This is a genomic window from Burkholderia arboris (assembly GCF_902499125.1).
Lineage (GTDB): Bacteria > Pseudomonadota > Gammaproteobacteria > Burkholderiales > Burkholderiaceae > Burkholderia > Burkholderia arboris.
In genome coordinates, this window is sequence record NZ_CABVPX010000008.1 from 186177 (window position 1) to 206011 (window position 19835).

Annotated in this window: 18 protein-coding genes; 8 read left to right on the forward strand and 10 right to left on the reverse strand. The window is 67.5% G+C overall.

Annotated elements, in window-relative coordinates:
- Positions 1-65: 65 nt before the first annotated feature.
- The 7 genes from BLA15945_RS12580 to BLA15945_RS12610 all read left to right on the forward strand — a co-directional run bounded on the left by BLA15945_RS12580 (position 66) and on the right by BLA15945_RS12610 (position 8182).
- Positions 66-1460 carry a UbiD family decarboxylase gene (locus BLA15945_RS12580; RefSeq protein ID WP_174992496.1) on the forward strand — a complete coding sequence of 465 codons (1395 nt, stop codon included), beginning with the start codon at positions 66-68 and terminating at the stop codon, positions 1458-1460.
- Positions 1457-2071: a UbiX family flavin prenyltransferase gene (locus BLA15945_RS12585; protein WP_174992497.1), complete on the forward strand. Its 615-nt coding sequence runs from the start codon at positions 1457-1459 to the stop codon at positions 2069-2071. The genes BLA15945_RS12580 and BLA15945_RS12585 overlap by 4 nt, the downstream gene beginning before the upstream one ends.
- Positions 2068-3189: a CobW family GTP-binding protein gene (locus BLA15945_RS12590; protein ID WP_174992498.1), complete on the forward strand. Its 1122-nt coding sequence runs from the start codon at positions 2068-2070 to the stop codon at positions 3187-3189. The genes BLA15945_RS12585 and BLA15945_RS12590 overlap by 4 nt, the downstream gene beginning before the upstream one ends.
- A 61-nt stretch (positions 3190-3250) precedes the next feature.
- Positions 3251-4624 (forward strand): nucleobase:cation symporter-2 family protein, encoded by a 1374-nt coding sequence (locus BLA15945_RS12595; protein ID WP_059239340.1) that lies wholly within the window; start codon positions 3251-3253, stop codon positions 4622-4624.
- Positions 4625-4711: 87 nt separating this feature from the next.
- Positions 4712-6094 (forward strand): amidohydrolase family protein, encoded by a 1383-nt coding sequence (locus tag BLA15945_RS12600; protein ID WP_059239338.1) that lies wholly within the window; start codon positions 4712-4714, stop codon positions 6092-6094.
- 14 nt (positions 6095-6108) lie between these two features.
- Positions 6109-6834 carry a maleate cis-trans isomerase family protein gene (locus tag BLA15945_RS12605; protein WP_174992499.1) on the forward strand — a complete coding sequence of 242 codons (726 nt, stop codon included), beginning with the start codon at positions 6109-6111 and terminating at the stop codon, positions 6832-6834.
- A 106-nt stretch (positions 6835-6940) separates the two neighbouring features.
- Positions 6941-8182: an NAD(P)/FAD-dependent oxidoreductase gene (locus BLA15945_RS12610; protein WP_059239335.1), complete on the forward strand. Its 1242-nt coding sequence runs from the start codon at positions 6941-6943 to the stop codon at positions 8180-8182.
- A 49-nt stretch (positions 8183-8231) separates the two neighbouring features.
- Here BLA15945_RS12610 and BLA15945_RS12615 read toward each other — a convergent pair whose 3' ends face one another.
- The 10 genes from BLA15945_RS12615 to BLA15945_RS12660 all read right to left on the reverse strand — a co-directional run bounded on the left by BLA15945_RS12615 (position 8232) and on the right by BLA15945_RS12660 (position 18757).
- Complete coding sequence (locus tag BLA15945_RS12615; RefSeq protein WP_059239332.1) at positions 8232-9377, reverse strand: alpha-hydroxy acid oxidase; 1146 nt, start codon at positions 9375-9377, stop codon at positions 8232-8234.
- 179 nt (positions 9378-9556) lie between these two features.
- Positions 9557-10324: a FadR/GntR family transcriptional regulator gene (locus tag BLA15945_RS12620; protein ID WP_059239330.1), complete on the reverse strand. Its 768-nt coding sequence runs from the start codon at positions 10322-10324 to the stop codon at positions 9557-9559.
- A gap of 68 nt (positions 10325-10392) precedes the next feature.
- Positions 10393-11283, reverse strand: a complete 891-nt coding sequence (locus BLA15945_RS12625) for an L-fucono-1,5-lactonase (protein WP_059239328.1) — start codon at positions 11281-11283, stop codon at positions 10393-10395.
- A 67-nt stretch (positions 11284-11350) separates the two neighbouring features.
- On the reverse strand, positions 11351-12292 hold the full coding sequence (locus tag BLA15945_RS12630) for an ABC transporter substrate-binding protein (RefSeq protein WP_174992500.1): 942 nt from the start codon (positions 12290-12292) through the stop codon (positions 11351-11353).
- 77 nt (positions 12293-12369) lie between these two features.
- Positions 12370-13407 carry an ABC transporter permease gene (locus BLA15945_RS12635; protein WP_059239323.1) on the reverse strand — a complete coding sequence of 346 codons (1038 nt, stop codon included), beginning with the start codon at positions 13405-13407 and terminating at the stop codon, positions 12370-12372.
- Between the two features lie 27 nt (positions 13408-13434).
- Positions 13435-14973: a sugar ABC transporter ATP-binding protein gene (locus tag BLA15945_RS12640; RefSeq protein WP_174992501.1), complete on the reverse strand. Its 1539-nt coding sequence runs from the start codon at positions 14971-14973 to the stop codon at positions 13435-13437.
- Between the two features lie 12 nt (positions 14974-14985).
- Entirely contained in the window at positions 14986-15762 is a 777-nt protein-coding gene (locus tag BLA15945_RS12645; protein ID WP_174992502.1) for an SDR family oxidoreductase, read from the reverse strand.
- 43 nt (positions 15763-15805) lie between these two features.
- Entirely contained in the window at positions 15806-17083 is a 1278-nt protein-coding gene (locus BLA15945_RS12650; RefSeq protein ID WP_059239318.1) for an L-fuconate dehydratase, read from the reverse strand.
- 23 nt (positions 17084-17106) lie between these two features.
- Positions 17107-17949, reverse strand: a complete 843-nt coding sequence (locus tag BLA15945_RS12655) for an ureidoglycolate lyase (RefSeq protein ID WP_174992503.1) — start codon at positions 17947-17949, stop codon at positions 17107-17109.
- 43 nt (positions 17950-17992) lie between these two features.
- On the reverse strand, positions 17993-18757 hold the full coding sequence (locus BLA15945_RS12660; RefSeq protein ID WP_059239314.1) for an SDR family oxidoreductase: 765 nt from the start codon (positions 18755-18757) through the stop codon (positions 17993-17995).
- Positions 18758-19422: 665 nt separating this feature from the next.
- Here BLA15945_RS12660 and BLA15945_RS12665 point away from each other — a divergent pair.
- Complete coding sequence (locus BLA15945_RS12665; RefSeq protein WP_006484717.1) at positions 19423-19713, forward strand: DUF3331 domain-containing protein; 291 nt, start codon at positions 19423-19425, stop codon at positions 19711-19713.
- The last annotated feature ends 122 nt before the right edge of the window (positions 19714-19835 follow it).

Genomic DNA, 19835 nt, shown 5'->3' on the forward strand with positions numbered 1-19835 from the left:
TCGCGTGCCGCCGCCGGCATGCGCGGGGTCCGGCCGTTCCTCTCCCGCATCCGACGGAGTGCATCATGGCGTCCAGTCTTTTCACCGAGCAGCAGGATTTCCACCACTTCGCGAACGCGTATCGCGAACGCTTTCCGGACGACGTGCTGACGATCGGGCAGCCGCTGTCCGCCGACCAGGACGTCACGGCCGTCGTCGCGTCGCTTGCCGCGCGCGGCCGGCATGACATGCTCGTCTGCGAGCGCGTCGACGGGCTGTCGACGCCGCTCGTCACCAACGTATTTGCCTCCCGCACACGCATCGGCCGGTTGTTCGGCGTCGATGCGAACGGGTTGTTCGACGCCTGGCAGCAGCGCGCAAACGCCCCCATCGCGCCGGTCGTCGTGCCGCACGGTCCTGTGCTCGATCACGTGGTCGAAGGCGACGCGGTCGACATTGCGCAGTTGCCGATGATCCGCCACTTCGAAACCGATCGCGGCCCATACGTGACCAACGCGGTGATCGTCGCCGAAGATCCGGTGACGGGCGTCGCGAACCTCAGTTACCACCGCTCGATGCCGCATGCACGCAACGCGCTGGCGACGAGCCTGCATTCGCGCGGTCACCTGTGGCGGATGCTTCAGACAGCGAAGGCGCGCGGCGACACGCTGAACGTTGCGATGGTGATCGGCGCGCATCCGCTGTTCATGCTCGCGGCCGCCGCGCGCGTGCCGTTCGGCGCGGACGAGCGAGCAATCGCCGGCGGGCTGTTCGGCGCGCCGCTGCAACTCGTGCGCACGCCGCGTCACGGTATCGGCGTGCCCGCTGCCGCGGAGTTCGTGCTCGAAGGCACGATCGATCCCGACGCGCATGCCGAAGAAGGCCCGTTCGGCGAATTCACCGGCTATTCGTCAGACCGCTCGACCAACAACGTGCTGCGCATCGACGCGATGATGCGGCGCAACGATGCATGGCTCGTCGACGTGGTCGGCGGCCCGTACGCGGAACATCTGACGCTCGCGCGGCTGCCGCGCGAAGCCGAGATGAGCGAGAAGCTGAAAGCGCGCTTTCCGTCGGTCACCGCGATCCATTATCCGAACTCCGGCACGCACTTCCACTGTTACGTCGCGCTGAAGCAGTCGCGCGACGGCGAAGCGCGCCAGATCATGCTCGCACTGCTCGGCTGGGACCCGTACCTGAAGAACGTCGTCGCGGTCGACAGCGACATCGACATCGCCGACGACGCGCAGGTGCTGTGGGCGATCGCGACGCACTTCCAGCCGCACCGCGACCTGTTCGTCGTCGACGGCCTGCCCGGCAGCCCGCTCGATCCGTCGTCGTCGGCAGACGGCACGACGTCGCGGATGGGCATCGATGCGACGCGCGGCTCGCGCTTCGACAGCATACGCGCACGCGTCGGCGACGCCGCGGTGCAGCGCGCCGCGCAAGTCATTGCGCAACTCGGCGGAGCCACGCGATGAGCGCGCGGCGGCTCGTGGTCGGCATCAGCGGCGCATCCGGCTTCGTGTACGGGATGCGGCTGCTCGCGCTGCTGCGCGATCTCGACATCGAGACGCACGTGGTCGTATCGCGCGCCGCCGCGCTGACGATGGCGCACGAGACCGACTTCAAGCTGTCCGACATCACGGCGCTCGCCAGTGTGCTGTACCGCAGCGACGACATCGCCGCGCCGATTTCGAGCGGCTCGTTCCGCACGCTCGGGATGATCGTCGCGCCGTGCTCGATGAAGACGCTCGCCGAAATCGCGAGCGGCCTTTCATCCGGCCTGATCTCGCGCGCGGCCGACGTCGTGCTGAAGGAGCGCCGCCGGCTCGTACTGCTCGCACGCGAGACGCCGTACACGCTCACGCACCTGCGCAACATGGCCGCCGTCACGGAGATGGGCGCGATCGTCGCACCCCCCGTGCCGGCGTTCTACGCGCGCCCTGCTTCGCTCGACCAGATGATCGACCACACGCTCGGCCGCGTGCTCGACCTGTTCGACCTCGATTCCCGCACCGTCCATCGCTGGAAAGAAAGCGAATCCCTGCCCAATCCGCAGCCCAACCGACTCAACGGAGACGCATCATGACCCACATCCACACCACCCACAGCGACGTCGAAAAGATTCCGGTCACCGTGCTCACGGGCTTTCTCGGCGCGGGCAAGACCACGCTGCTGAACTACATCCTGCGCGAGAAGCACGGCCGCAAGATCGCGGTGATCGAGAACGAGTTCGGCGAGATCGGCATCGACGGCGGCCTCGTGCTCGAATCGACCGAGGAAATCTACGAGATGACGAACGGCTGCGTGTGCTGCGTCGGCGCGGTGCGCGAGGATCTCGTGCGCATCGTGCGGATGCTTGTCGCACGGCCCGACCGGCTCGATCACATCATCGTCGAGACGAGCGGGCTCGCCGATCCGTACCCGGTCGCGCAAACCTTCTTCCTCGACGATCCGATCGCGAAGGAGGTCGCACTCGACGCGGTGGTCACAATGGTCGACGCGAAGCATATCCGCGCGCACCTCGACGATCTCGTGCTCGACGGCCGCGACAACCAGGCCGTCGACCAGATCGTTTGCGCAGACCGGATCGTGATCAACAAGGTCGATCTCGTCGAGACACCGGACGTCGATGCGCTGACCGCACGGCTGCGCGAGCTGAACACGACGGCCGAGATCGTCACGTCGAGCTACGCGCAGGTCGATCTCGACCGCATCCTCGGGATCGGCGCGAACGAATTCGCGCAGATCCTCGTCGAGAGCGACGGGCTGCACGCCGATGCGCCGCATGCGGACGAACACGCGCACGAGCATGGCCACGACGAACACGACGACCATGCGCACGACAGTCACGCCGCGCACGCACACGACGAAGACCACGACCATCACGAGCACGACGAAAGCGTGTCGTCGGTCGGCATCGAAGTCGAATCGGACGTCGATCTCGACGCACTCGAAGCGTGGCTCGGCGAGCTGCGCCGTGCCGACACCGCAAACCTGTTCCGGATGAAAGGCATCCTCGCCGTGCAGGGCCGCGCGCAGCGCTACGTGCTGCAGGGCGTGCACGGCGTCATCGAACTGCGCGCCGCACAGGCGTGGGGGTGCGAGCCGCGCTCGTCGCGCATCGTTTTCATCGGCCGCGATCTCGATCGCGCCGCGCTGACCGACCGTTTCCATGCCTGTCTCGCCGCGCCGGTCGCGGCCTGACGGGCACGCCAGGCGGGCGCGCCATGCGCCCGCCCGATAACGAACCTCAGGAGACACGCCCATGAACTCTGCTTCACATCCCGTCGATCGGGTCCTGCCGCGCCGCCAGATGCTGACGCTCGGCCTGCAGCACATGCTCGTCGCCTACATCGGCGCGATCGCGGTGCCGCTGATCGTCGCATCGGCGCTGAAGATGTCGCCCGCCGACACGACCGTGCTGATCAGCACCGCGCTGTTCTGTTCCGGCATCTCGACGATCCTGCAGACGGTCGGCGTCTGGAAGCTCGGCGTGCGGCTGCCGATCCTGCAGGGCGTCGCGTTCAGCAGCGTCGGCCCCGTGATCGCGATCGGCATGACGCCGGGCGTGGGGTTCGCCGGCGTGTGCGGCGCGGTGATCGGCGCGGGCATCATCACGACCTTCGCGGCGCCGCTGGTCGGCCGGCTGCGCCGCCTGTTCCCGCCGGTCGTGACGGGCTGCATCGTCACCGTGATCGGGTTGCAGCTGTTTCCGGTCGCGTATCAATGGGCGGGCGGCGGCGACGCCGCGAAGCTGCAGTTCGGCGAGCTGTCGTTCCTCGCGGTCGCGCTCGTCGTCGCGGTCGTGATCCTCGCGGTCAACCGCTTCGCGAACGCGTTCCTGCGCAACCTGTCGGTGCTGATCGGGCTCGTCGCCGGCAGCCTGCTCGCGATCGCGCTCGGAATGGGCAACTTCACCAACGTCGCGGCCGCGCCGTGGTTCACCGTGCCCTACCCGTTCCACTTCGGCACGCCGGTGTTCGCGATCGTGCCGGTGCTGACGATGGTCGTCGTGATGATCGTGCAGATGGTCGAATCGATGGGCCTGTTCGTCGCGATCGGCGACATCGTCGAGAAGCAGGTGAGCGAGGAGGATGTCGTGCGCGGGCTGCGTGCGAACGGCGTCGCGAGCGCGATCGCCGGCACCTTCGCCGCGTTCCCGTTCATCGCGTTCATGGAGAACGTCGGGCTCGTGATCCTGACCGGCGTGCGCAGCCGCTGGATCGTCGCGGTCAGCGGCGTGCTGATGTGCGTCGTCGCGCTGGTACCGAAGATCGGCGCGATCGTCGCGTCCACGCCGTCGGCCGCGCTCGGCGGCGCGGGCATCGCGATGTTCGGCGTGGTGGTGGCGGCCGGCGTGCAGACGCTCGCGAAAGTCGATTTCGAGAACAACCGCTACAACGTGCTGATCGTCGGCTTCACGATCGCCACCGCGCTGATTCCGGTGATGGCGCCGAAGGTGTTCGCGCACATGCCCGACTGGACGCAGCCGTTCCTGCACAGCGGCGTCGTGCTCGCGTGCCTCGTGTCGGTCCTGCTCAATGCCTTGCTCAACGGCGTGCCGGCGGCGGCGCCCGTTGAATCGCACGCCCATGCCGACGCCGCGCACCGCAGCCCGATGGCGCGCGAGTGCGACTGACCGGCTTCCTGCCGCGCGAGGCATCGTGCCTGCGCGCGGCGCCTGACGCATAACGACCCGACCATCCGACTCCGAGGAGACCCGACCATGAGCGTTCCTTCTTCTTCGCTGCTGATCCGCAACCCGATCGCGGTCATGAGCGGCCGCGCCGGCGACGCCGCGCGGCTCGGCCAGGCCGACCTGCGCATCCGCGACGGCAGGATCGACGCAATCGCGCCCGGTCTCGCGCCGCTGCCCGGCGAACGCGTGATCGATGCAAGCCATTGCGTCGTTTATCCGGGCTGGATCAACACGCATCATCACCTGTTCCAGAACCTGCTGAAGGGCGTGCCGGCCGGCATCGACGCGGACCTGCAGGAATGGCTCGCGGCCGTGCCGTATCCGCGCGTCGCGCGCTTCACGCCGGAACTGGCACGCATCGCGGCTCGGCTCGGCTTCGCGGAACTGCTGCTGTCCGGCGTGACGACCTGCGCCGACCATCACTATCTGTATCACGCGAACGGCACGACCGAGACCGGCGACCTGCTGTTCGACGAAGCGGCCAGCTTCGGGATGCGCTTCGTGCTGTGCCGCGGCGGTGCACTGCAGGCGGCCGGCGATCACCCGGGCTTCGCCGGCACCGCGCTGCAGCCCGAGACGCTCGACCAGATGCTCGCGGATATCGAGCGGCTCAAGGCGCGCTATCACGATGCAGGCGCGGCATCGATGCGCCGCGTGGTCGTCGCACCGACGACGCCGACCTTCTCGCTGCCGCCCGGCCTGCTGCCCGAAGTCGCGCGTGCGGCGCGCGGCATGGGCCTGCGGCTGCATTCGCATTTGTCGGAGACGACGCGCTACGTCGATTTCTGCCGCGAGCGCTTCGGCAAGCTGCCCGTCGAATTCGTCGCCGAACACGAATGGCTCGGCCCGGATGTGTGGTTCGCGCACCTGGTCCATCTCGAAGCAAGCGAGATCGCGATGCTCGCGGAAACGGGCACCGGCTGCTCGCACTGCCCCGTCAGCAACGCGCGACTCGGCAGCGGCATTGCACCCGCGCCGCGCATGGCGGCGGCCGGCGTGCCGGTGTCGCTCGGCGTCGACGGTGTTGCGTCGAACGAATCGGGCAGCATGACGCACGAAGCGAATTTCGCGTGGCTCGTGCACCGCGCGGCGCATGGTGCGTCGGCCACCACCGTCGAGGGCGTGCTGCACTGGGGCACGCAGGGCGGCGCGCGCGTGCTCGGGCTGGAGGCGGTCGGCACGCTCGCCGTCGGACAGGCCGCCGATCTCGTGCTGTACGACGTGAGCGGCCCGCGCTTCAACGGCTTCCACGACGATGCGATCGCGCCGGTGGCGGCCGGCGAACCGGCGCCGGTGAAGTACACCATCGTGAACGGCCGCGTCGTGGTGGATAACGGCGAGATTCCGGGCCTCGACCTCGCGGCGCTGCGCCGCGAGGCGGTCGATGCGGTACGGCAGCTGCTCGACTGACGGGAGGCGACGCGATGAATCCACGCATCCGCATCGGCATCCTGACGCCGTCGTCGAACACCGCGCTCGAACCGCTGACGACCGAGATCGTCGCCGGCCTGCCGAACGTCAGCGTGCATTTCGCGCGCTTCACGGTGACCGAGATCGCACTCGATGCGGCCGCGCTCGACCAGTTCGATGCGGCGCGCATCCTCGTCGCGGCGCGACAGCTTGCCGATGCGCGTGTCGACGTGATCGGCTGGAGCGGCACGTCGGCCGGCTGGCTCGGTTTCGAGCGGGACGCCGCGCTGTGCCGCAGTATCGAGAAAGCAACCGGGATTCCGGCGACGACTTCGGTGCTCGCGCTGAACGAACTGCTCGAACGCACCGGCGTGCGACGGCTCGGCCTCGTCACGCCCTATCTCGACGACGTGCAGCAACGGATCGTGCGTCAATACGCGCAGCTCGGCATCGAGTGCGCAGCGGAACAGCATCTGGGGCTGCGCGACAACTACAGCTTCGCTGAAGTGCCCGATACGCAGCTCGCGGCATTGATGCGCAACACGGCGCAGGCCCGACCGGATGCGGTCGTCACGTTCTGCACGAACCTGCATGCCGCGCATCTGGCCGGTCCGTTCGAGCAGGCGACGGGGATCGCGGCGTACGACACGGTGTCGACAGTGGTGTGGAAGGCGCTGAGGATCGCGGAGGTCGATACGCGCGGGTTGGCGCGGTGGGGGAAGCTGTTCCAGATGAGTTGATGCGCGTCGCCGCCGCCGCGAGTATGCTTGAGCTTCGAACGCTCTCCAACACGCGGCGGCACGGCGAACGCGATACCGGTGCCCCGCCAACCGTCATTCACCATCGATGGATTTCGACGTCATCGTTCTCGGCGCCGGCATTGTCGGCGTCTCGGCCGCGCTGCACCTGCAGGATCGCGGGCGCAAGGTCGCCCTCGTCGATCGCGGTGCGCCCGGCGAAGGCACGAGCTTCGGCAATGCAGGCCTGATCGAGCGCTCGTCGGTCGAACCGTATCCGTTCCCGCGCAGCCCGTTCACGCTGATGCGCTATGCGCTGAACCGCTCGACCGATCTTTACTGGCACAGCGCGTCGCTGCCCGCGTTTGCGCCGTGGCTCGCGCGGTTCTGGTGGGAATCGGCGCCGCTGCGTCATGCGGCCGCTTCGCGCGACATGCTGCCGCTGATCGAACGCTGCATCGTCGAACACGACGCGCTGATCGCGCGGGCCGGCGCCGGCGAGCTGATCCGCGCGAACGGCTGGCTGGAAGCGTTCCGCACGCCGGCCGCATTCGAACGCGGCGTGGCCGAAGCCGGCCTCACCGCGCGCCGCCACGGGCTCGGCATCACGCCGCTCGACGCGGCCGCGCTGCTCGCGCACGAACCGAGCCTCGCGCCCGGCTTCTGCGGCGCGCTGCACTGGCTCGATCCGAAAAGCGTCGTCGATCCTTCCGCGCTGGTCAAAGCGTATGCGCAACTGTTCGTACAAGGCGGCGGCACGCTGCTCACCGGCGACGCCGCTAGCCTCGACGCGCTGTCGCCCGGCTGGCAGGTTCACACGCAGGATGGCGCGGCCGCCGCACCGGCCGTCGTCGTCGCGCTCGGCCCGTGGTCCGACACGGTGTTCGGCAAGTTCGGCTACAAGATCCCGCTGCGCGAGAAGCGCGGCTATCACATGCACTACGCGCCGTCCGCGCGCGGCGTGCCGTCGGCGCCGATCGTCGATCGCGAATACGGCTACGTGATCGCGCCGATGCGGCGCGGGCTGCGATTGACGACGGGTGTCGAGATCGCGCGGCGCCGCGTGCCGCCGACCGGCGTGCAGCTCGAACGCGCGGAACGCGTTGCCCGCCCCGTGTTCGGCTTCGGCGAGCGGCTCGACCCGCATCCGTGGCTCGGCTTCCGGCCGTGCACGCCGGACATGCGCCCGGTGATCGGCCCCGCGCCCGCCCATCGCGGGCTGTGGTTCGCGTTCGGGCACAACCACCACGGGCTCACGCTCGGCCCCGTCACCGGCCGCCTGCTGGCCGAGATGATGACCGGCGAAGCGCCGTTCACCGATCCGGCGCCGTATCGCGCGGACCGCTTCTGAACGCGCGATACCCGCCGGCACGCCGTCACGACCGGCGCCGGGCCCGCCGTCAGCGAAAGCGGAGCTGATTTCGCCCCAACTGCGCAACGGACGAGCACCCCATCAGCCGCATGTCCCGTTCGATTTCCGCGCGCATCAGCTGCAACGCGCGCTCGACGCCGGGCTGACCGGCCGCGGCGAGCGGGAACAGGTAATAGCGCCCCAGCCCGACCGCCTTCGCGCCCAGCGCCAGCGCCTTCAACACGTGCGAACCCCGCTGCACGCCGCCGTCCATCATCACGTCGATCCGGTCGCCCACCGCGTCGACCACCTCGGCCAGCTGATCGAACGCGGCGCGCGAGCCGTCCAGCTGGCGGCCGCCGTGGTTCGACAACACGATGCCGGTACAGCCGATGTCCGCCGCCCTGCGGGCGTCCTCGACCGAAATGACGCCTTTCAGGCAAAACTGCCCGTTCCATTCCCGCACCATGGCGGCGACATCGTCCCATGTCATCGACGGATCCAGCATTTCCGTGAAGTAGCGGCTGATCGACATCGCGCCGCCCCCCATGTCGACATGCTGGTCGAGTTGCGGCAAACGGAACCGCTCGTGGGTGAGATAGTTGAGCGCCCAGGCCGGCTTCAACGCGAACTGGGTCAGCCCCGCGAGATTCAACCTGAACGGAATCGAGAAGCCGGTTCGCTTGTCCCGCTCGCGATTGCCGCCGGTGATGCTGTCCACCGTCAGCATCATCACGTTCACGCCGGCCTGCCTGGAGCGGTTCATCATCTCGCGGTTGAGGCCGCGATCCTTGTGAAAGTAGAACTGGTACACCTGCGGGCCCTGGCTGATCGCGCGGGCTTCCTCAAGGCTCACGGTGCCGAGCGACGACACGCCGAACATCGTGTCGAATTTTGCGGCCGCGGCTGCGACGGCGCGCTCGCCGTCGTGGTGAAACAGGCGTTGCAGCGCCGTCGGCGAGCAATAAACCGGCATGCCGAGCTTTTGCCCCATGACCGTCACCGACAGGTCGACGTCGCGCACGCCACGCAACACGTTCGGCACCAGGTCGCAGCTTTCGAACGCGCTCGTATTGCGTCGATACGTGACTTCGTCGTCCGCCGCGCCGTCGATGTAATTGAAGATCGGCCCCGGCAACCGCCGTCTGGCCAGCTCACGGAAGTCGTGGAAATTGTGGCAATCGTTCACGCGCATGGGTCATACTCCATTCGGCAAACGAGCGGCATGCCGGTCGGCCGGCGTGCATCGCTCGTGTCGCAGCGTTCATCCTGTCCCGATGACCGATCTCCTCACCCGGCGCGACAGCCGCACCGGCACCCGCGGCCCGCATCGCGCCGACCGTTTCCGAACCTGCGCGGGATCGACTCGCCCGCTCAGTCGAGCGCGCGGCCGAAAATCCGGATCACTTCGTCGAGATGCTCGGCCATCGCGCGGCGCGCGGCGTCCGGGTCGCGCGCACGGATCGCGTCGAGGATCGCGCGGTGTTCAAGCTCCGACCGGTGCGGCATGTCGTTCGGCATGTACAGCGACTGCAGCCGCTGGAACATCAGGTCGTACTTGTGCGCGAGCAGCTGCTTGATCATCAGCGCATACGCGGCGTTGTCGCTCGCTTCCGCGATGCGGATATGGAACAGCCGGTCGCCCGGATGCGTGAGCGAGCCGCTGCGGTTGTCTTCCTGGTTGCGCAGGAACGCTTCGTGAATCCCTTCGATCTGCGCGTCCGAGCCGTGCCTTGCGGCGAGCGACGCGGCTTCCGGCTCGATCAGCCGGCGCGCCTGCAACAGCGCGAACGGCGGGATTTCGGTATCGAGGTCGAGCGCGATGCCGAGTTCCGGGTCGATCTCGACGATCGAGAACGGGGCGACTTTCGCATCGGGTTCGGGCGCAGGCTCGGGCGCCGCGACTGCTTCGGGATGGCGCACCTTCACGCCGTCGCCGACGCGCACGCTGACGAGCCCGCTCACTTCGAGCGCGATCAGCGCCTCGCGCACCGAGGTACGCGACACGCCGAACTGTTCGGCCAGTTCGCGCTCGGGCGGCAGATAGCTGCCCGGCGGAAAATCGCCGGACTCGATCATCGCACTGAGCTTGTCGGCGATCTGCTGGTAGAGACGGCGGTTCTGAATCGGCTGGATGGACATACGTTGACGCTGGTAATCGGTTTCGTTCCGGACGGTCTGACGAATCGAACTGACCGTTCGCGCCTATTTTATATGCCGCGCTTCACATCGCCCGGTATCGCATAGCAACGCGCGGCCGTGCCGCCCCACAACGCGCTGCGCTCGGCCGCCGACAGCCGCGACTCGGCCCAGCGTTCGACCAGCGACGTCACTTCGTCATACGACGCCGCCAGCAGGCACACGGGCCAGTCCGACCCGAACATCAGCCGTTGCGGCCCGAACGCGTCGAGCGCCGCGTCGAGACACTGTTCGATGTGCCGGATGTCCCGCGCGCGCAGGCCGCGCTGCCAGTCGGCTTCGGTCACGAGCCCCGACAGCTTGCATGCGACATGCGGCAACGCGCCCAGTTCGCGCAGCGACGCCCGCCAGCGCGCGAGCGCCGTGTCATCGTGCTCGAACGCCGAAAGTGCCGGCTTCCCGGCATGATCGAGCACGAGCCAGTGCGCGTCGTGCGTCGCGCAGAACGCGCGCACGTCCGGCAACTGGCGTTCGAGCACGAGCACGTCGTACACGTAGCCGTTCGCCTGCAGCCATGCGATGCCCCGATTGAACCCGGGATCCGCGACGAACGCGGCCACGTCGGCTTCGTCCTGCACCTGATGACGAAAGCCGCGCAGCTTCGGGCTGCCCCACTCGGCGACACGGTCGGCAAGCGCCGGCGCGCCGAGATCCTCCCAGCCGACCACCGCCGCGATACGTGCGTCGTCGCGCGCGAGATCGAGCAGGAACGCCGTCTCGTCGCGCCCGGCGCGCGCCTGCACCACGATCGATGCACCGAGCGCCTGCGCATGCATCAGCGGCCGCAGCGCATCGGGCAGGTAATCGCGCGCGAGCACGCCCATTCCCGGGCCGATCCACGGATAGTCGGCCGCGCGATAACGCCAGAAGTGCTGATGGGAATCGATACGCACTGCGCCCATGGTGCCCTCGTGTTCAATTGCCTCGGCAGCGGCGGCACGCGCCATCGCCGCCGCTCATCCGCAATGCTCAGTCGTACAACACCGCCGCGATCTTCGGATCGTCGATATTGGTCTTGTCGTACCAGTAGAAACCGGTATCGATGACCTTCGGCAGCTTCTCGCCCTTGGTCGCCTTCACGGCCGCCTCGACGGTCTTGTAGCCGATCCCGATCGGGTTCTGCGTGATCGCGCCGGCCATCAGCCCGCTGCGGATCGCATCCTTCTGCTGCTTGCCGGAATCGTAGCCGACGATCACGACCTTGCGCTTCATCTCGCGCACGCCGTTGACCACGCCGATCGCCGAGCCTTCGTTGGTGCCGAACAGCCCCTTGAGCTTCGGATACGCCTGCAGGATCGACTTCGTCACCTCGGTCGACTTCAGCTGGTCGCCTTCGCCGTACTGCACGGTCACGACCTGCACCTTCGGGTGCGCCGACTTCATCCGATCGAGGAAGCCGTCGCGGCGGTCGATGCCAGTGCGGCTCGTCTGGTCGTGCGCGACCACGGCCACCTCGCCTTCGTCGCCGATCAGCGCGGCAAGCTTGTCGGCGGCGAGCGCCGCAGCCGCCTTGTTGTTGGTCGCGGCCGTCGTCACCGGGATGTCGCTGTCGACCCCCGAGTCGAACGCGATCACCGGGATCTTCTCGGCCTGCGCCTTCTTCAGGAGCGGCAGCGCGGCCTTGCTGTCGAGCGCCGCGAAGCCGAGCGCGGCCGGCTTCTTCGCGATCGCGGCCGACAGCATGTCGATCTGCTTGTCGACCATCGCCTCGGTTTCCGGCCCTTCGAACGTCACCTTCACCTTGTAGTCCTTCGCGGCCTGCATCGCGCCCGATTTCACGGCCTGCCAGAACTGATGCTGGAAGCCTTTCGAGATCAGCGGGATATAGGCTTCCTGCGCCTGCGCGCCGGCCGTGACGCCGACGGCGAACGTCAGCCCGACGATCGCATTCAACACCTTGCTCCTGATCACTTCGCGTCTCCTTGGTTGGTCTCTTCTGGATGCCGGCCGGGCCGGCGGTGAAGCGGATGCCTGCGTGCAGGCGGGCGTCAGCGGCGGCGCCGGCGCAGGATGTCGACGTACACGGCGAGGATGATGATCACGCCCGTCACGACCGTCTGCCACTCCTGCGCGACCGACATGATGCGCAGGCCGTTGGTCAGCACGCTCATGATGAACGCGCCGATGATGGTGCCGACGATGCTGCCCGCGCCGCCCGACAGCGACGTGCCGCCGATCACGACGGCCGCGATCGCATCGAGCTCGTAGCCCTGCCCGAGCGCGGGCTGCGCGGAGTTCAGCCGCGACGCGATCAGCAGGCCGGCAATCCCGCACACCGCGCCGCTGAACGTGTAGACGGCGATCTTCCACGCGTCGACGTTCACGCCGGACAGCCGCAGCGCTTCCTCGTTGCTGCCGAGCGCGAACGTGTAGCGGCCGAAGATCGTCCGGTTCAGCACGATCGACGCACCGATCGCGACGAGGAACAGGATCAGCACCGCGTTCGGAATCGGCAGCGCGGGGATCAGGTTGCCGATCAGCGAATCCTGCGCGATCGACGTGAAGCCCGGCGTATCGTTGAAGTAGATCGGCCGCGTGCCCGAGATCACGAGCGACAGCCCCTTGAGCAGCATCATCATGCCGAGCGTCGCGATGAACGGCGGCACCTTCATCTTCGCGATCACGAAGCCCGACACGCAGCCGGACAGCGCACCGAACAGCAGCGCGGCCAGGATCCCGAGCGGCAGCGGCATCCCCCACTTCGTCAGCACGACGCCGGCCATCACCGCGCAGAACGTCATCAGCGTGCCGACCGACAGGTCGATGCCCGACGTGATGATCACGTACGTACACGCGACGGCCAGCACGCCGTTCACGGCGGTGGCCTGCAGGATCGACACGAGGTTGTCGACTTCGAGGAAGTTCGGCGACGCGAAGCTGAAGAACACGATCAGCAACACGAGGCTCGCGAATGCGAGCAGCTTCTGCCGCGCGGCCGGGTTGAAGAAGCGCGACTTCAGGCTCGATGCGGCGGCCGGCGTGTCGCCGGAAGCCAGGGGCGGGACGGGATGCGTATCGTTGGACATGATCGGGTAGGCGTCTGAATCGGGACATCAGGACAATACGGTCGACTCGCGCTGCGTCGCGAGCTGCATGATCTTTTCCTGCGTGGCGTCGGCCGCGCGCAATTCGCCGGTCACGCGGCCTTCGCACATCACGAGAATCCGGTGGCTCATGCGCAGCACCTCGGGCAACTCCGACGAGATCATCACGATCGCCTTGCCGTCGGCGGCCAGCGCGTCGAGCAGCTTGTAGATCTCGCTTTTCGCGCCGACGTCGATGCCGCGCGTCGGCTCGTCGAAGAACAGGATGTCGCAGTCGCGCAGCAGCCATTTCGCGATCACGATCTTCTGCTGGTTGCCGCCCGACAGGAGTCGCGCCGGCTGCGTGACCGACGGCGTGCGGATCGCGAGCTGCCGCACGTATGACTGCGCGGTGTCGCGCATCTCGCGCGCATCGAGAAACACGCCGCGCCGCACGAAACGGCGCATGCTCGACAGCGCGATGTTGTTCTGCACGTCCATCCCGACCGCGAGCCCGAAGTGCTTGCGATCCTCGGACAGGTAGCCGATCCCGTGCTTCACGGCATCGGCCGGCGTGCGGATCGTCACGGTCTTGCCGTGCACGCGGATCTCGCCGGCATCGACCGGGTCCGCGCCGAACACCGCGCGCGCGACCTCGGTGCGGCCCGCGCCCATCAACCCCGCGAAGCCGAGGATCTCGCCGCGCCGCAGCGTGAAGCCGACGTCGCGGATCGCACGGCCGCGCGACAGCCCGCGCACTTCGAGCGCGACGTCGTTCGACGACGTATCGGGCGGCGTGCGGGATTCCGTTTCAAGCTGGCGGCCGACCATCATCGCGATGATCGTATCCATCGACGTGTCCGCCATCGGCACCGTCGCGACATACTTGCCGTCGCGCATCACGGTCACGTGATCGGCGATCTGGCGCAGCTCGTCCATCTTGTGCGAGATGTAGATGATGCCGACACCGTTCGCGCGCAGATCGCGGATGATGCGGAACAGCTCGGCGATCTCCGCGTTGTTCAGCGCGGCGGTCGGCTCGTCCATGATCAGCACGCGCGAGTCGAACGACAGCGCCTTCGCGATCTCGACCATCTGCTGCTTCGCGACCGTCAGCCGGCCGACCGGCGTGCGCGGATCGAGATCGAGCCGCATCCGCTGGAAAATCACGGCCGCATCGCGGTTCAGCTTGTCTTCGTCGACGAACACGCCGAAGCGGCCGCGCGGCTCGCGGCCGATGAAGATGTTCTGCGCGACGCTCAGGTGGTTCATCAGGTTCAGCTCCTGATGGATGATGCCGATCCCGAGCGCCTGCGCGGCGCGCGGATCGGCGATCTCCACCGCGCGGCCGTCCATCCGGATCTCGCCGTCGTCGCGCTGGTACACGCCAGCCAGGATCTTCATCAGCGTCGACTTGCCGGCGCCGTTCTCGCCCATCAGCGCATGCACTTCGCCGGCGCGCAGGTCGAAGCGGCAGTCGTCGAGCGCCTGCACGCCCGGAAAACGCTTGCCGATGCCGGTCAGCGCGATCAGCGGCGGCGTGGTGTCGGGGTTGAGGTCAGGTTGCATGGATCGCTGCCCTCAACTGATCGCACGGTCGAGATGCGTATAGCCGCCGTCGACGAACAGCCACTGGCCCGTCGTGTGCGATGCCCGGTCCGACAGCAGGAACACGGTCGTATCGGCAATCTCGTCGGCGGTCGTGAAGCGTTGGCCGAGCGGCACCTTGCCCGCGATACCGGCGAGCTTCGCGTCGGGATCGTCGAAGCCCGCCAACCAGTTCCGGTACAGCGGCGTCATCACCTCGGCCGGAATCACCGCGTTCACGCGTACGCCGTCGTCGCGCAATGCGACGGCCCATTCACGCGTCAGCGCGAGTTGCGCGCCTTTCGACGCGCAATAGCCGCTCGTATTGCCCTGCCCGGTCACGGCCGTCTTCGACGAGATGTTGACGATCGCGCCGCGCGCCGCCTTCAGGTGCGGCACGCAGTAATGCGCCATCACGTAGTAGTGGATCAGATTGCGCTCGAGCGACGCGACGAACGCGTCGCGCCCGGCATCGAGCCCGATGCTGTCGTTGATGCCCGCGTTGTTGACGAGGCCGTCGATGCGACCGAAACGCGCGAGGGTCTGCGCAACCGCGTCGCGGCACTGCGCGTCGTCCTGCAATTCGACGGACATGCACGCGGCGCGCGGCTGCTTTTGCGCGAGTTCGCGCCAGAACGCGCCGTCGGGCGCGTGGCGCGCGAACACCACCGGTATCGCGCCTTCGCCGGCCAGCCGCATCGAGATCGCGGCGCCGATGCCCGACGCGCCGCCGGTCACGATCACGACCTTGTCTTGCAGATTCAAATCCACTTCGCGTCTCCGTCGTTCATGTTGTCGGCACGCTCAACGCGCGTCAGCCGCGGAACCGGTACTGCTCCAGCGATTCGGGCTTCATCTCGATCGAGAAGCCGGGCGCCGTCGGCGGCATGTACGCCGCGCCGCGCACGACGCACGGTTCGACGAAATGCTCGTGAAGGTGATCGACGTATTCGGTCACGCGCCCTTCCTTCGTACCCGAAATGCACACGTAATCGATCATCGACAGGTGCTGCACGTACTCGCACAGCCCGACGCCGCCCGCATGCGGGCATACCGGCAACCCGTACTTCGCGGCCATCAGCATCACCGCGAGAATCTCGTTCACGCCGCCGAGCCGGCACGCGTCGATCTGCACGACGTCGATCGCGCCGCGGGCGATGAACTGCTTGAACAGCACGCGGTTCTGGCACATCTCGCCGGTCGCGACCTGCACGGGCGCGATCGCCTTGCGGATCTTGCGATGCCCTTCGACGTCGTCGGGGCTCGTCGGCTCCTCGATGAACCACGGCCGCGCGAACGCGAGCTCGCGCACCCAGTCGATCGCCTCGTCGACTTCCCACACCTGGTTCGCGTCGATCATCAGCTTGCGATCGGGGCCGATCACTTCGCGCGCGATCGTCACGCGGCGGATGTCGTCCTCGAGGTTCGCGCCGACCTTCAGCTTCACGTAGTCGAAACCGGCGTCCACCGCCTCGCGGCACAGCCGGCGCAGCTTGTCGTCGCTGTAGCCGAGCCAGCCGGCCGACGTCGTGTAGCACGGGTAGCCGTCGCGCTCGAGCGCCGCGATCCGCGCAGCCTTGCCGGGCGCCTGCCGGCGCAGCAGCTCGAGCGCTTCGTCCGGCGTCAGGCAGTCGGTCAGGTAGCGGAAGTCGATCGCGCGGACCAGCTCCTCGGGGCTCATGTCGGCGACGAGCCGCCACAGCGGCTTGCCGACGGCCTTCGCCCACAAATCCCACACCGCGTTGACGACGGCGCCGGTCGCCAGGTGGATCGCGCCCTTGTCGGGGCCGATCCAGCGCAACTGGCTGTCCGACGTCACGTGCCGCCAGAAGCGGCCCATGTCCTCGCGAATCCAGTCGAGGTCGAGGCCGACGACGAGGTGACGCATCGCGTCGATCGCCGCACAGCAGATTTCGTTGCCGCGCCCGATGGTGAACGTGAGCCCGTGACCCTCGAGCGCGTCCTGGTCGGTTTCGAGCACGACGTAGGCCGCCGAATAATCGGGGTCCGGATTCATCGCGTCGGAGCCGTCCAGCTGGCGCGAGGTCGGGAAGCGCACGTCGAGGACGCGCATCGATCGAATGATAGGCATGACGAACCGTCCGTTAAAGGAAATCAGGCTTGCACGGTGCGCTGGCGTTGCTCGCCGAGCCCGTCGATGCCGAGCGTGATCACCTGTCCGGCGCGCAGATAGACGGGCGGCTTCTGCCCGAGGCCGACGCCCGGCGGCGTGCCGGTCGAGATCACGTCGCCCGGCTGCAGGCTCATGAAGCGGCTCAGGTAGCTGATCAGGTGCGGCACGCGGAACACCATCGTCGCGGTCGTGCCGTTCTGGTAGCGGTGGCCGTCGACGTCGAGCCACAGCCGCAGCGCGTGCGGATCGGGCACTTCGTCGGCCGTCACGAGCCACGGGCCGAGCGGGCCGAATGTGTCGTTGCCCTTGCCCTTGTCCCAGGTACCGCCGCGTTCGAGCTGGAATTCGCGCTCCGACACGTCGTTCACGACGCAATAGCCGGCGACGTGCGACAGCGCGTCGGCTTCCGCGATATAGCGGCCGCCCTGGCCGATCACCACGCCGAGCTCGACTTCCCAGTCGGTCTTCTCCGAGCCGCGCGGAATCTCGACGTCGTCGTTCGGGCCCGAGATCGCGCTCGTCCATTTGCCGAACACGACGGGCTCCTTCGGCACCTCCATGCCCGATTCGGCCGCGTGGTCCGAATAGTTGAGCCCGATGCAGATGAACTTGCCGACGCGGCCGACGCACGCGCCGAGCCGCGGCGTGCCGTCGACGAGCGGCAGCGACGACGGCGGAATGTCGCGCAGACGCGCGAGCGACGCGGGAGTCAGTGCGTCGCCGGCGATGTCGTCGATCACGCCGGACAGGTCGCGAAGGTGGCCCTGCGCATCGAGCAGGCCCGGTTTTTCATGGTGTTTGTCGCCAAATCTGAGCAGTTTCATAGCGTCGTCGGAACGGAAACGGAAAGTGAATGGGAAGGCGCGGTCAGTTCGACCAGCCGCCGTCGATCAGATGGATCGCGCCGGTCGTGAACGACGCTTCGTCGGACGCCAGGTACAGCGCGAGCGCGGCCACTTCGTCCGCGCTGCCGATGCGGCCGATCGGCTGGCGCGCGACGAACGCCTGGCGCACCTCGTCGGCCGACAGGTGGCGCGTGCGCGCCTGGTCCGCGATCCGCTGCTCCAGCGACGGCGACTCGATCGTGCCCGGGCAGATCGCGTTGCAGCGGATGCCGCGCTCGACGAAATCGGCGGCCACGGCCTTGGTCAGCCCGATCACGGCCGCCTTGGTGGTGCCGTAGACGAAGCGGTTCGGCACGCCCTTCACGCTCGATGCGGCCGACGCCATGTTGACGATCGACGCACCGCCGGCTTCGAGCATCGCGGGCAGCAGCGCGCGGATCAGCCGGTACATCGACGTGACGTTCAGGTTCAGCGAGAACGCCCATGCGTCGTCGTCGCAATCGAGGATCGAGCCGTGGTGCACGTAGCCCGCGCAGTTGAACAGCACGTCGAATGCGCGTTCGCCCGCGGCGAGCGCCGCGATGTCGTTCGCATCGGTGACGTCGAGCCGCCGCGTGGTCAGCCGGCCGCCCGCGCGTTCGGCGTCGGCCTCGAGCCGCACGAGCGCGGCTTCGTTGATGTCGGTCGCCAGCACGTCGGCGCCCTCGCTCGCGAACCGCAGCGCGGTCGCGCGGCCGATGCCCTGCCCGGCCGCCGTCACCAGCGCGCGTTTGCCCTGCAATCTCATGAGCACGTCTCCCGAAAAAGCCGGCCACCAGTCGGCCGATTGGCACAAAGGACTAAAGGTCCAACCAATCATAGGAAGAGATCGCGCGTTTGTCACGAAATCGCGATTCAGTATTTACCCGAGCGGGGAAATCCGGCGGGTGGGAAAAATCTGGTGCAGGACAGGTCCTGAAAGTCCCATCCGGGATTCGTACAAACCCAATACTGGCGTGCCTCTCAGACAGTTTGTCGTACTTGTTCGGTGCAGCGGCCCCGCCAACCTGACAAAAAAGTCATGTTCACGTCAGGGTCTCAACGGGATGGGCGCGCCATCATGGCATCGCCGGACCGCGCTTTTCAACCATCGCCTCCCCGCCCGCTTTCGATCCCTGCGGGCACCTCCGTCCCCCGGCGATGGGCTCCGTGACTGGGCGAGCAGACACGGTGCGCGGGCCGATTTTCCGCCCCGGACTTCCCGTCCGGGGCGTTTTTGTCCGTGGTTTCCAAGAAAATAAGCGTGGATTGTTTCTAAATCGGCAAAAGGTAATTTGAGCCAGACAGGATGTTTTTTCCGGTCACAGACGCTTACATTTAGCGCACCACTCATGGAAACCGCTACGGATTCGCCATCGGGTAGTGACATCCACTGCCAGGGCCGAAACCGCACGAGCTTTAGGAAACGGCAAAATGAAGGCCTCCAAATCCCTGCCTGCGCTCGATCCCGCCGACGTCCACGTCGAAATTCTCGAACGTTCCGATACGCTGCTCGTCGTCCGCTGGGTCGAGCCCGGCCGCTGTCACTACGGTGAACAGCGCTGGCGCCGCCGCTTCGCGCAACGCACCGGCACCTGCGCGCTGTCGCGCCAGGTCATCCATCGCGGCGACGAAGTATTCCGCCCGGCCGAACGCCCGGCACCCGCGAATGCGGCCGCGATGATCTCCGCCGCCGAGGTACTCGCACTGGCTGGAAGCAGGTAAAACCTGCCGGCCCGCGTCCGGGCTCGCCGCGCCACGCCCTGCGCCCGCCCTAGAAGCGCCGGTCTAATTCCCCCGCTTGTCTGTCACGTCCGCCCGCACTATCGTTACACCACTCAATGTAA